The organism is Methylobacterium sp. NMS14P, from assembly GCF_028583545.1.
Classification (GTDB): domain Bacteria; phylum Pseudomonadota; class Alphaproteobacteria; order Rhizobiales; family Beijerinckiaceae; genus Methylobacterium.
This window is the reverse complement of sequence record NZ_CP087106.1, coordinates 5173250-5185785: the sequence shown is the minus strand read 5'-3', so window position 1 is coordinate 5185785 and position 12536 is coordinate 5173250. Positions and strand designations below refer to the sequence as shown.

General features: G+C 71.3%; 12 protein-coding genes and 1 riboswitch. Of the genes, 3 read left to right on the top strand and 9 right to left on the bottom strand.

Annotated elements, in window-relative coordinates; all coding sequences use genetic code 11:
- Position 1: 1 nt before the first annotated feature.
- Together LOK46_RS24655 and LOK46_RS24650 are read right to left on the bottom strand one after the other, a co-directional pair.
- Positions 2 to 1009, bottom strand: coding sequence for an FAD binding domain-containing protein (locus LOK46_RS24655; protein WP_273560991.1), 1008 nt, complete (start codon positions 1007 to 1009; stop codon positions 2 to 4).
- On the bottom strand, positions 1006 to 1530 hold the full coding sequence (locus LOK46_RS24650) for a (2Fe-2S)-binding protein (protein WP_026604649.1): 525 nt from the start codon (positions 1528 to 1530) through the stop codon (positions 1006 to 1008). Before LOK46_RS24650 ends, LOK46_RS24655 begins: the two co-directional genes overlap by 4 nt.
- A 273-nt stretch (positions 1531 to 1803) precedes the next feature.
- Here LOK46_RS24650 and LOK46_RS24645 point away from each other — a divergent pair, with 273 nt between their 5' ends.
- Complete coding sequence (locus LOK46_RS24645; protein ID WP_273560990.1) at positions 1804 to 3189, top strand: M20/M25/M40 family metallo-hydrolase; 1386 nt, start codon at positions 1804 to 1806, stop codon at positions 3187 to 3189.
- 19 nt (positions 3190 to 3208) lie between these two features.
- Here the strand turns inward: LOK46_RS24645 and LOK46_RS24640 are convergent, their stop codons facing one another.
- Positions 3209 to 3937: a ParA family protein gene (locus LOK46_RS24640; protein WP_273560989.1), complete on the bottom strand. Its 729-nt coding sequence runs from the start codon at positions 3935 to 3937 to the stop codon at positions 3209 to 3211.
- 308 nt (positions 3938 to 4245) lie between these two features.
- Between LOK46_RS24640 and LOK46_RS24635 the strand changes: the two genes are divergently transcribed.
- Both LOK46_RS24635 and LOK46_RS24630 read left to right on the top strand, forming a co-directional pair.
- Entirely contained in the window at positions 4246 to 5406 is a 1161-nt protein-coding gene (locus LOK46_RS24635) for an SMP-30/gluconolactonase/LRE family protein (RefSeq protein WP_273560988.1), read from the top strand.
- 6 nt (positions 5407 to 5412) lie between these two features.
- A complete protein-coding gene (locus LOK46_RS24630; protein WP_020091337.1) occupies positions 5413 to 5856 on the top strand; it encodes an MEKHLA domain-containing protein in 444 nt (147 codons plus the stop codon).
- 37 nt (positions 5857 to 5893) lie between these two features.
- Here LOK46_RS24630 and crcB read toward each other — a convergent pair whose 3' ends face one another.
- The 6 genes from crcB to LOK46_RS24600 all read right to left on the bottom strand — a co-directional run bounded on the left by crcB (position 5894) and on the right by LOK46_RS24600 (position 12385).
- Positions 5894 to 6325, bottom strand: coding sequence for a fluoride efflux transporter CrcB (gene crcB / locus LOK46_RS24625; protein ID WP_020091338.1), 432 nt, complete (start codon positions 6323 to 6325; stop codon positions 5894 to 5896).
- Positions 6326 to 6404: 79 nt separating this feature from the next.
- Positions 6405 to 6466: riboswitch (Fluoride riboswitch) on the bottom strand.
- A 64-nt stretch (positions 6467 to 6530) separates the two neighbouring features.
- Positions 6531 to 7511 (bottom strand): ABC transporter ATP-binding protein, encoded by a 981-nt coding sequence (locus tag LOK46_RS24620; RefSeq protein WP_273560987.1) that lies wholly within the window; start codon positions 7509 to 7511, stop codon positions 6531 to 6533.
- Positions 7508 to 8488, bottom strand: coding sequence for an ABC transporter ATP-binding protein (locus tag LOK46_RS24615; RefSeq protein ID WP_273560986.1), 981 nt, complete (start codon positions 8486 to 8488; stop codon positions 7508 to 7510). Before LOK46_RS24615 ends, LOK46_RS24620 begins: the two co-directional genes overlap by 4 nt.
- Positions 8489 to 8630: 142 nt before the next feature.
- Positions 8631 to 9602, bottom strand: coding sequence for an ABC transporter permease (locus tag LOK46_RS24610; RefSeq protein ID WP_273560985.1), 972 nt, complete (start codon positions 9600 to 9602; stop codon positions 8631 to 8633).
- 175 nt (positions 9603 to 9777) lie between these two features.
- Entirely contained in the window at positions 9778 to 10758 is a 981-nt protein-coding gene (locus tag LOK46_RS24605; RefSeq protein WP_273560984.1) for an ABC transporter permease, read from the bottom strand.
- 10 nt (positions 10759 to 10768) lie between these two features.
- Positions 10769 to 12385 carry an ABC transporter substrate-binding protein gene (locus LOK46_RS24600; protein ID WP_273560983.1) on the bottom strand — a complete coding sequence of 539 codons (1617 nt, stop codon included), beginning with the start codon at positions 12383 to 12385 and terminating at the stop codon, positions 10769 to 10771.
- Positions 12386 to 12536 lie beyond the last annotated feature (151 nt).

The window sequence follows — 12536 nt, the reverse complement described above, 5'->3', positions numbered from 1 at the left end:
CCTACTGGATGCGCTTGTCGCTGAGCGACTGGGGCGTGCCGGCGGCGGCCTGCTCGAGGCCGCGCACGATGGCGCGCCGGGCGAGATCGATCTTGAAGCCGTTCTCCGACTGGGGCTTGGCCTCCGCGACGATCAGGTCGGCCGCCGCCTGGAAGCTCTCGCGCGTTGCGGGCCTGCCCTCCAGCAGGGCCTCCGCCTCGCGGTTGCGCCAGGGCTTGTGGGCGACGCCGCCGAGCGCCAGCCGCGCGGTCTTCACCGTGTCCCCGTCGAGTTCCAGGGCCGCCGCCACCGAGACCAGCGCGAACGCGTAGGACAGCCGGTCGCGCAGCTTCAGGTAGGTGTAGTGCTGCGGGAAGCGGCTCTCCGGCAGGTCCACCGACACGATGATCTCGCCGGGGGCGAGGTTCGTGTCCGTCTCGGGGGAATCCCCGGGCAGGCGGTGGAACTCGGAGAACGGGATCGACCGGTCGCCCTGCGGCCCGCTCACCTGCACGGTGGCCTCCAGGGCGGCCAGCGCGATGCACATGTCGGAGGGGTGGGTGGCGATGCAGTGCTCGCTCGTCCCGAAGATCGCGTGGATGCGGTTCATCCCGCCGATCGCCGGGCAGCCGGAGCCCGGCGCGCGCTTGTTGCAGGGCGTGGCCACGTCGTAGAAATAGTAGCAGCGGGTCCGCTGGAGCAGGTTGCCGCCCGTGGAGGCGGCGTTGCGCAGCTGCGCCGAGGCGCCGGCCAGGATGGCGTTGCGCAGGAGCGGGTACCGGGCCGCGACCTGATCGTCGTACGCCACCTTGGCGTTGGTCACGAGCGCCCCGATCCGCAGGCCGTCCCCGTGCGCCTCGATCCGGTCGAGGGGCAGGCGGGTAATGTCGATCAGCCGGCCCGGCTTCTCGACCTCGTACTTCATCAGGTCGATCAGGTTGGTGCCGCCGGCGATGAAGCGCGCGCCCGACCCGAAGGCCTGCACCGCCTCCGCCACCGTGCCGGCGCGGACGTAGTCGAAGCGGTTCATCGGGCGCCTCCCTGCATGACGTCCTCGATGGCGTCGACGATGTTGGTGTAGGCGCCGCAGCGGCAGATGTTGCCGCTCATCGCCTCGCGGATCTCGTCGCGGGTGTGGGCGTGGCCCTCGTTCATAAGGCCGACCGACGAGCAGAGCTGGCCCGGCGTGCAGTAGCCGCACTGGAAGGCGTCGTGCTCGATGAACGCCTCCTGGATCGGGTGGAGGGCGTTGCTGCCCGCCCGGTCGCCGAGAGCGGCCAGCCCCTCGACCGTGGTGATCTCGGCGCCGTCCTTCATCACCGCCAGGGTCAGGCAGGAATTCACCCGGGTGCCGTTGACCAGCACCGTGCAGGCCCCGCACTGGCCGTGGTCGCAGCCCTTCTTGGTGCCGGTGAGGTCGAGCCGCTCGCGCAGGAGGTCGAGGAGCGTGGTCCACGGCGCGACCTGCAGTTCGCGCCGCTGCCCGTTGATCGTCAGCGTGATGCCGATCGGCGTGTCCGCCGACACCGGCGGCTGGGTCTCGAGGCGCATGTTGTCGTCCACGGTCTGGGCCGGCCGGGGCCGGGCGGGAACGGATCGGTCCGGGGCAGCGACCGGCAGCGACGCGCGGGCCGCGGCCTGAGCTTTCGGTCGATAACCATTCCAATCTGCGCCTGTTCCGGAGCGCGCCGTCTCAACCCGTGAGCGAGGGTGGCGCGCGGGCGGCTCAAATTCCGCCCGCCGCATCGTCCGACGTTGCCGCCGCGGCCCCGCCTCGGCTAACCCTCCTCCCCGCAGAGTCCACGCCGCACCCCGGAGCCCCCGATGGCCGCGCTCGACGCGATCCTCAACGACATCGACACGGACCTGGAGAACGCCCTGGAGCGGCTGTTCGCCTTCCTGCGGATCCCGTCGATCTCCACCGATCCCGCCTATGCCGGGCATTGCCGCGAGGCCGCCGCCTGGCTCGCCCAGGACCTGACCGCGCTGGGCTTCGAGACCTCCGTGGAGGAGACCTCGCTCCACCCGGTGGTCCTGGCTCACAGGCCGAAGCCCGGAGCGCCGCACGTCCTGTTCTACGGCCATTACGACGTGCAGCCGGTCGATCCCCTGGACCTGTGGAAGACGCCGCCCTTCGAGCCGCACATCGCCGAGGACGGCCAGGGCGGCAAGAAGATCGTCGGGCGCGGCGCCTCCGACGACAAGGGTCAGGTGATGACCTTCGTGGAGGCCTGCCGGGCCTATATCGCCATGCACGGCGAGTTGCCTTGCGGCGTCACGATCCTGATCGAGGGCGCGGAGGAGAGCGGCTCGCAGGGGCTGCCCGAATGGGTCGCGGCCAACCGCGAAAGGCTCGGCTGCGACGTGGTGCTGGTCTGCGACACCGGCATGTGGGACCGGAAGACCCCGGCCATCACGTCGTCGCTGCGCGGGCTCGCCTATTTCGAGGTGAAGGTCACCTGCGCCGACCGCGACCTGCATTCGGGCTTCTTCGGCGGCGCGGCGCGCAACCCGATCCACGTTCTGTCGAAGATCATCGCCGACCTGCACGACGCCGACGGGCGGGTGACGATCCCGGGCTTCTACGAGGGCGTGCACGAGCGCCCGCCGGAGGTGCTGGAGCAGTGGCGCGGCCTCGGCCTGACGCCGGAGACGCTGCTCGGACCGATCGGCCTCAAGGAGCCCGCGGGCGAGCGCGGGCGGATGCCGATCGAGCTGGTGCAGTCCCGCCCCTCCTGCGACGCCAACGGCATCATCGGCGGCTATACCGGCGAGGGCACCAAGACGGTGATCGCCTCCACCGCCTCGGCCAAGGTCTCGTTCCGCCTCGTGGACGACCAGGACCCGAAGCGGCTCGCCGAGAGCTTCGAGGCCTTCGTGCGCGCGCGGGTGCCGGCCGACTGCCAGGTCGAGGTCATCACCTACAAGGGCTCGCGGGCGATCAGCCTGCCCTTCGACATGCCGCAGCTCGGGGCCGCCAAGGCGGCGCTGCAGGACGAGTGGGGCGTGCCGGCCGTGACCGTGGGCGCGGGCGGCTCGATTCCGATCGTCGGCGACTTCAAGCGGATCCTGGGGCGCGACACCCTGCTGATCGGCTTCGGCCTAGACGACGACCGGATCCACTCGCCGAACGAGAAGTACGACCTGACGAGCTTCCACAAGGGCACGCGCTCCTGGGCGCGGATCCTCGCGGCCCTCGGCCAGGGCTGATCCCGGCGGAGCGCTGATCTCAGCGGGCGGGCGCCGCCCGCATCTTCCCGTCGATCCAGGCCCAGAGCGCCCGGACCTCCTCGGCGGCCTGGCTGCCGGGGGCGAATTCCGTGACGCCGAGCCCGGTCGCCAGGGCGTCCTGGTGGTCGACCCGGTGGATGATCCCGGGCTCGGCCAGGACGCCCAGGGCGCGCAGCTGCGCCGCGTAGGCGCTGGTGCGCGGCGAGGGCGGCGGCGGGCACTGGTTCAGCACCAGGGCCAGCCGCTCCCGCAGGCCGAGGCCGACCAGCGCCTGGAGCGTCGGCCGGGCGGCCACGATGTCGAGCCGGGAGGGACGGACCGGCATCAGGACGAAATCGGCGTCCTTCAGGGCCGGCGCGAGGCCGGACGCGCTGCCGGCGGTGTCGAGGACGGCGAGGGTCGTGCCCTGCTCGGCGAGGATGCCGAGGATCTCCGAGAGCTGGCCCATCTCCCAGGGCTGGACCCGGTCGACCGCGACGGCGTCGCGCGCGCGGTCGCTCCTGCCGTCGTTCTTGCGCAGGGCCCCCCAGCCGGCCAGCGAGCCCTGCGGGTCGAGATCGAGGGCGGTCACCTGCTCGCCCGCTTCCGCGGCGGCGACCGCCAGGGAGGCCGCCAGGGTGGTCTTGCCCGTCCCGCCCTTCTGCACCGCCAGGGCGAGGACCCGCAGCGGCCCGGCGGCGGGCCGGGGCGCGGTCTCCGGCGCCGGTTCGGATCCTTCGGGATCCATGCGTGTCCCACCTCTCCACAACTGTCAGCCGGGCCGCGGCCCGGGCGGCGCCGAATCGAACGCCCGGCACGACCGTGCTTAGCGTGACGGCGTGGGCCGGAGCCAGCGCCGCGCCCCGGCACCTGTGGACCGCCCCGAGGCGGCTCCCTGTCACCGGGCCCGGGGACCGGTCCCGGACTTCCGCCGCGAGGCCGCCGCGATACCGCATCGCGGGATCGTGCGCCGGGCCCGCGCGTTGGGCCGGCATCCCCACAGGTTGAGCGGCGCGCCAAGTCCCTCGCCCCGACAAGCTCCGCGACAGGATCCCCATGCGCCTCGACCGCCGCTGCCTGCTCGGAACGGGTATCGTGGCCCTCGCCGCCCCCGCGGCGCGCGCCGCGGCGCCGTCGCCCCCGACGAGCCGGCCCGTGGGGACGCTGGAACTCGCCGTCGCGGCGGACGCGCCCTCGACCCCCACGGGGCTCGCCATCGCCCGGGGCGGCCGGATCTTCGTGATGATGCCGCGCTTCACCGGCGCGGAGCCGATCACCCTCGGCGAGGTGCTGCCCGACGGGTCGGTGAAGCCCTACCCGGACGCGGCGACCAACCGCCCGGATCCGGGGGCGCCGCAGGCGTCGCTGTTCCACGTCCCCAACGGCGTCTTCGACCGCGACGACACCCTCTGGGTGCTCGATGCCGGCCTGCCGCAGGGCAAAGGGCGGCCGGTGCCGGGCGGCGCGAAGATCCTGGCGATCGATATCGGCCGGAACAGCGTCCGCCGGACGATCCCCCTCGACGCGGGGATCGGTCCGGATTCCTCCCTGAACGACCTGCGGGTCGACGTGCGCGACGGCCGCGCGCTGGCCTACGTCACCGACCAGGGCCAGTCCGGCGCGGGTGCGATCCTGGCGGTCGACCTCGACAGCGGGCGGGTAATGCGGCGCCTCGCGGACCACGTCAGCACGCGGTCCGAGGAGGGCCTGGTCAAGTTCGTGGAGCGCCGCCCCGTGATGGAGCGGAAGGGCGACGCGCCCGAGAAGAGCCCGAAGGGCGGCGCCAACGGCGTCGCGATCAGCCCGGACGGCCGCCGCCTCTACTACGCGCCGCTGATGAGCCGGCGGCTCTACGCGGTCGAGACCGCGGCCCTGCGCGATCCGGACGTCGCGGACGCGGCCGTGGCCGCCGCGGTCCGGGATCTCGGCGAGAAGGGCATGACCGGAGGGCTGACCACCGACTCCCAGGACCGGGTCTATCTCAGCCTGCAGGAGCACAACGCGGTCGGCCGGCGCCTGCCGGACGGCACCGTCGAGGTGCTGGCCGCCGACGACCGGCTGGTCTGGGCCGACACGTTCTGGATCACCCCGGACCGTTGGCTCTATATCTCGGCGGCCCAGGTCAACCGGCGGCCGGAATTCAACCGCGGCCGGGACCTGCAGCAGCCGCCCTACGCGATCCTGCGCATGCGCATCGACGCCGACCCAGTCCTGTAGCGGATCATGACGGACCTCTCGCACGACCCGGACTTCTTCGCCCTGCTCACCGGCAGCTACGCGCGGCGCCTCGGCGAGCCTCTGGTGCCGGCGGATGCGGACGCGGACTGGCTCTACGCGGCGGCCCCGTTCGCGGTGCTCGCCCATGACGGGGGCGCGGATCCGCGCTTCGTCTACGCCAACCGGACCGCGCAGGCCTGCTTCGGCTACGCGTGGGACGAGCTCGTCGGCCTGCCCTCGCGGCTCTCGGCCGAGGCTCCCGAGCGGGCCGAGCGGCAGCGGCTCCTCGACGCGGTCACCCGGGACGGCTTCAGCCGCGGCTATCGCGGCCTGCGGATCGCCAAGGACGGCCGGCGCTTCTGGATCGACGAGGCGGTGGTCTGGCAGCTCGACCGCGACGGCGCGACGGTGGGGCAGGCCGCGACCTTCGCCCAGTGGCGCGACGCGTGATGGCCGGGCCGTGCCGACGCGGGCGGCCGCCGCCCGGTCAGCCGTCCTCCTCGATGCTGACCTGGGCGATCTGCACGGCGCCGCCGTTCCAGTGGGCCGCCACGACGTGGCCCAGCGCGACCGCGAGGACGCAGAGCACCACCGAGGCGAACACGTTGACCATGGCCCGGACCACCGCGCCGTTCCGCATGAGGTCGAGGGTCTGGAGGCTGAACGACGAGAAGGTCGTGTAGCCGCCGCACAGCCCGATCATCACGAACAGGCGGACGTTCTCGGAGACCGGGAAGCGCCCATGCGCCAGGGTCAGCGTGCCGAACAGGCCGATGATGAACGAGCCCGTCACGTTGATGAGGATCGTGCCCCAGGGCAGGTCGCGGCTGATGGGCAGCGCCAGCACCGAGACGACGTAGCGGGCCAGGGTGCCGAGGGCACCGCCGATCATGACCAGGATGCAGGTGGTGAAGGACATGCGCGCTCCAGTGCGTCGGGCGGGCATGAGAAACCCGCCGTCGCGGCGGGTGCTTGCAAGACGCACTCCCACCGCCGGTTTCGCGGTAGGAGTCATCAGCCCTGACGGGCGGTTTCGGGGAACTCCATCCCCATCGGGGACGGCCCATAGCGCCTGCGCAGGCCGAGCGCAACGGCAGGCCGGGGCAGCCGCCCAGGCCCGCTTGTCAGGCCCGCCCTTCCTGCACGGCGTGGCAGGCGACGCCGTCGAGGAGCGCCGGCACCTCGGTCCGGCAGCGGTCGTTGGCGAGCGGGCAGCGCGGGTTGAAGGTGCAGCCGGGCGGCGGGTCGATCGGGTTCGGGATCTCGCCGGAGACCGGCACCCGGGCGCGGCCGACATGGGCGAGGTCGGGCACCGCGTCGAGGAGCATCCGCGTGTAGGGATGGCGCGGCGTCGCGAACAGGTCCCTGGCGGACGCGACCTCCACGAGGCGGCCGAGATACATCACGCCCACCCGGGTCGCCATGTGGCGGACCACGGCGAGGTTGTGGGAGATGAACAGGTAGGTGAGCCCCAGCCGGTCCTGCAGGTCGCGCATCAGGTTGAGGATCTGGGCCTGCACCGAGACGTCGAGCGCCGAGGTCGGCTCGTCGCCCACCAGGAACTCGGCCTGGCTCGCCAACGCCCGGGCGATCGCCACCCGCTGGCGCTGCCCGCCTGAGAATTCGTGCGGGTATTTTCGAGCGTCGTCCGCGTGGAGACCGACGAGGCCGAGGAGTTCGCCGACCCGGGCGCGGATCGCCCCCTCCCCCTGGATCAGGTCGAAGGCCCGGATCGGCTCGGCGATGATCTTCCCCACCCGCCAGCGCGGGTTCATGGACGCGTAGGGGTCCTGGAAGATCATCTGGATGCGCGCGCGCAGGCGCCGCCGCGCCGCGGCCTGGCGCGGGTCGGTCATCGAGACGCCGGTGATCCGCACCTCGCCGGCGGTGGGCGGCAGCAGGCCGACCACCATCCGGGCCACCGTCGACTTGCCGGAGCCGGATTCGCCGACGATCGCGAAGGTCTCGCCCTTCTCGATCGCGAAGCCGACCCGGTCGACCGCCGTGAGGAATTTCCGGGGTTCGCGCTCGATCACCCGGTTGAGCCAGGGCTTCGAGACGTCGAACCGGCGGCGCAGGTCGGTGACTTCGACGTAGGCGCTCACGCTGCGCGCTCCGCTGCATCGTACAGGTGACAGGCCACTCGGCTCGCATCGACCGGGATCGGCTCCGGGCGCTCGACGCGGCATCTCGAAAAAACCTTCGGGCAGCGCGGGTTGAAGGCGCAGCCCTTCGGGATGGCGGTGAGCCGCGGCATCGATCCGGGAATCTGGCTGAGCCGGTCGGCCTCCTGCGACAGGGTCGGGATCGCGCCCATCAGGCCGACCGCGTAGGGGTGGTGGGGCTTGGCGATCACCGAGGCGACCGGGCCGATCTCGGCCACCCGCCCGGCATACATCACCGCCACCCGGTCGGCGGCCTCGGCGATGACGCCCATGTCGTGGGTCACCAGCATCACCGCGGTGCCGTGCTCGCGGCACAGGCGCTTGAGCAGCGTGATGATCTGGGCCTGGACCGAGACGTCGAGGGCAGTCGTCGGCTCGTCGGCGATGATCAGCTCGGGCTCGGCCGCGAGCGCGAGGGCGATCACCACCCGCTGGCGCATGCCGCCGGAGAATTCGTGCGGGTAGCCGTCGATGCGCCGCTCGGGCGCCGGGATGCCGACCTCGGCGAGCAGGTCGATGGCGCGGGTGCGGGCGGCCTTCGCGGACAGGTCGGTGTGGGTGCGCAGGGTCTCGACGATCTGGTCGCCGACCCGGAACAGCGGGTCGAGCGAGGTCAGCGGATCCTGGAAGATCATGCCGATGCGCTTGCCGCGCACCCGCCGCATCGCCTCGGGGGAGAGGTTGTCGATGCGCTCGCCGCGCAGGCGGATCTCGCCGCCGGCGATCCGGCCGGGCCGGTCGATCAGCCCGATCACCGCCGAGCCGGTCACCGACTTGCCGGCCCCGGACTCGCCGACCACGCCCAGGATCTCGCCGCGGCCGATGTCGAACGAGACCCGGTCGATGGCGGTGAGCGACCCGCGGCGGGTGTCGAAGGCGACCGTGAGGTCGCGCACGGAGAGGATGGTGTCGGTCATGGCGTGCGGGCTCCGGTGGCAACCGGGCGTCGAACGGGCGCCCCCGTCCCTGCGAGCACAGCGAAGCAATCCAGCGGCGCCGCGCTCACCGGGGTCGCGCTGCCCTGGGTCGCTTCGCTGCGCCCGCGATGACGATGCCCGATCATTGCAGCTTCGGATTGAGCGCGTCGCGCAGCCAATCCCCCAGGAGGTTGATGGCGATGACGAGCCCGGCGAGCGCCAGCCCCGGGAAGGCGACGATCCACCACTCGCCGGAGAACAGGAACCGGTTGCCGGTGCGGATCAGCGTGCCGAGCGACGGCATGGTCTCGGGCAGGCCCGTGCCGAGGAACGACAGCGTCGCCTCGGTGATGATCGCGAGCGCGAGGTTGATCGTCGCGATCACGAAGACCGGGCCTGTGACGTTCGGCAGGACGTGGCGGACCATGATCACCGGCGGCGACAGGCCGATCAGCCGCGCCGCCTGGACGTAGTCCTTGCCCTTCTCGACCATCACGGAGGAGCGCACGGTCCGGGCGTACTGCACCCAGAAGGACAGGCCGATCGAGACCACGATCAGCCCGATCAGCGGCCCGACGTCGAGGGCGCTGCCGAAGCTCGCCTTGGCGACGCCGTCCACCACCAGGGCGATCAGGATCGCCGGGAAGGTGAGTTGCACGTCGGCGACCCGCATGATCAGCGTGTCGAGGAAGCCGCCGGCGTAGCCGGCGATCAGGCCGAGCGCGATGCCGAGGATCCCGGAGGTCAGCACCCCGAGCACGCCGACGATCAGCGACAGGCGCAGGCCGTACAGCACCGCCGAGAGCACGTCCCGGCCCTGGTCGTCGGTGCCGAGATAGTAGGGCGCCTGTCCGTCCGCCTGCCAGATCGGCGGCAGGTTGGAGTTGATCAGGTCGAGCTGGGCCGGGTCGTAGGGGTTCTGCGGGGCGATCCACGGGGACGCGAAGGCGAGCCCGACCATCAGCAGCGTGGCGATCAGCGCCGCCACAGCGGTTTTCGAGCGCAGGAAGTTCGCCAGCAGGTCGGAGTCGCGCCAGCGCGCGAGCCGCGAGGGCTTCGCCTCCGGCAGCGGGACCGGCGGGGCGTCGCCCGCGTCGAGGTCGTACCCGCTCATCGGCCGCCCCTCACGCCATGTCCAGTTGAACGCTTCGGTGCGGCAGCCGCCGTCTTTGCGAGCGCAGCGAAGCAATCCAGCAGAGCCACGCCGACCGGACGCGCGCTGCCCTGGGTCGCTTCGCTTCGCTCGCGATGACGGGGTGGCCAGGCGGAGGAGTCCATCATGTCCGACCTCACGCCGTCCGCCCGGCGGGCAGCCGCAGGCGCGGGTCCACCACCGTGTAGAGGATGTCGACCACGAGGTTGATGGTCACGAAGATCAGGGCGACGAGCAGCAGGTACGCGGACATGATCGGGATATCGACGTTCTGCACGGCCTGGACGAAGAGCAGGCCCATGCCGGGCCACTGGAACACCGTCTCGGTGATGATCGAGAAGGCGATGACCGAGCCGAGCTGCAGCCCCGCGATGGTGATCACCGGCACCAGCGTGTTCTTCAGCGCGTGCCGCAGGTGGACGGCGCGCGTGGTGAGCCCCCGCGCCCGGGCGAAGCGGATGTAGTCGGTGCGCAGCACCTCCAGCATCTCGGCGCGGACCAGCCGCATGATCAGCGTCATCTGGAACAGGCCGAGCGTCACCGAGGGCAGGATCAGCGCCTTGAGCCCGGAGGCGGTCAGGAATCCGGTGGTCCACCAGCCGAGCCGCACGGTGTCGCCGCGCCCGTAGGAGGGCAGCCAGCCGAGCGTCACCGAGAACAGGTAGATCAGCAGGATGCCGATCAGGAAGGTCGGCAGGCTGATCCCGATCAGCGAGACCGCCTGGAACAGCCCGGCGAGCCAGGAGTCGCGGCGCAGCGCGCAGTACACGCCCATCAGGATCCCCACCACGAGGGCGAAGACCGTGGCGCAGAAGGCGAGCTCCAGCGTCGCCGGCATGCGCTCGGCCAAGAGCTGCGAGACCGGCTGCCGGAACTGGTACGAGATGCCGAACCGGCCCCGCACCACGTTGCCGGCGTAGCGGACGAACTGGACCAGAACCGGGTCGTCGAGGCCGAGATCCGTCCGGATCTGGGCCCGCTCGGCCACGGTGGTGTCGGGGCCGACGATCTGGTTCACGGGGTCGCCCGCGAACCGGAACATCGCGAAGGCGATGAGCCCGACGACCGCGAGGACCGCGGCCGCCTGGATCACCCGCCGCAGCAGGAAGGCGAGCACGCCGCGGCCCCTACTGCGGGTCCTTCGACACCCAGTAGAGCAGGAGCAGGTTGTCGGCGCGCTGGGTCAGGTGGACCTTCTTGGAGACGCCCCAGGCCAGAGCCTGCTGGTGCAGCGGGATGTAGCCCCAGTCGGTGTTGAGGACGTCGAAGCCCTCCTTGATCAGGGCGTCGCGCTTGGTCTTGTCGGTCTCGCCCTCGACCTTGTCGGCGATCGCGTCGATCTTCGGGTCGCAGTAGCCGGCGAGGTTCCAGCTGCCCCGGCCCGACTTGTCGCCGGGCTTCCGGCAGCCGACGATCTCGTAGAGGATGTTGTGGCTGTCGAGCGAGGACGGGGTCCAGCCGAGCAGGTAGAACGAGGTGTCGTAGGCCGGTGCCAGCACCTTGGCGAAGTACTTGGCCTTCGGCTGGGCGTTGAGGTTCACCTTGACGTTGATGCGGGCCAGCATCGAGACCACCGCCTGACAGATCGCCTCGTCGTTGACGTAGCGGTCGTTGGGGCAGTCCATGGTCAGCGAGAACCCGTCCGGGTAGCCCGCCTGGGCCATCAGCTCCTTGGCCTTCTTGAGGTCGGTGGCCGGGCGCTTGAACTCGGCGCCGCGGTCGTAGAGGGCCGGGGCGATCATCAGCGCGGAGGGCACCGCCTGCCCGCGCATGACGCGCTTGGCGATCGTGTCCTCGTCGATGGCGAGGTAGAAGGCCTCGCGCACCTTGATGTCCTTGAACGGGTTCTTGCCCTTGACGCTCGAGTCCTTCAGCTCGTCCCGGTCCTGGTCCATGCCGAGGAAGATCGTGCGCAGCTCGGGCCCGGCCATCACGGTGGCGGTGCCGCTGGCGTTGACCCGCTGCTGGTCCTGCAGCGGCACCGGGTCGATCCAGTCGACCTCGCCGGAGAGCAGCGCGGCGACGCGGGTCGCCGGGTTGGCGATGGTGGTGAGGATCGCCTCGTCGAGGTTCGACTCGACCTTGCCCCAGTAGCCGTCGAACTTCTTGAACACCGTCCTCACGCCGGGCTGGTGCTCGGTGATCACGAACGGGCCGGTGCCGTTCTCGTGCAGGGTGGCGTAGCTCGGGCTGGTGGCGCTGGGCGGCGTCGGCTGGACGACGCCGTTCTTCTCGGACCACGCCTTCGACATGATCACCCAGGTCGGGAACTGGGCGATGGCGATGGGGTTCGGCTTCTTCAGCACCATGTCGACGGTGTAGTCGTCGACCTTCACGAACTCGGCGTCGGCGGGCACGTTGGTGGTGAAGTTCGAGCCCGGGGCGCGGACGCGCTGGGCGGAGAAGATCACGTCGTCGGCGGTGAACGGCGAGCCGTCGTGGAACTTGACGTTCTTGCGCAGGTGGAAGCGCCAGCGGGTCGGCTCGGGCGTCTCCCAGGATTCGGCCAGCCCGGGGGCGAATTTCAGGTTCTTGTCGAGGGTGACGAGGGACTCGTAGGCCGCCTGCTGCATCCCTTCCGTGAAACTCTCCTTGAGGGAGTACGGGTCGAGGGATTTCAGGTCACCCTGGAAGGCGAAGCGGAAGACGTTGGCGGCCTGCGCGGGCAGCGCGGCGAACGCGAACGTCGCGACCGTGCTCGCGGCCACGCCGCGGGCGAGGGTCTTCAGGGCTGAGCGGGACAAGCGGATCTCCGAGACCGTGAATGCGCCACCGGCCGGCTGCCCCGGCGGCGTCCACCGCGGCGTCAGCAAGCATCGGACCATCTGTATACAAGACGAGGGCCGAGCCTGTCGCGGCTGAGTGACATTACTCGCGTTCCAAAGCGCGTTTTCC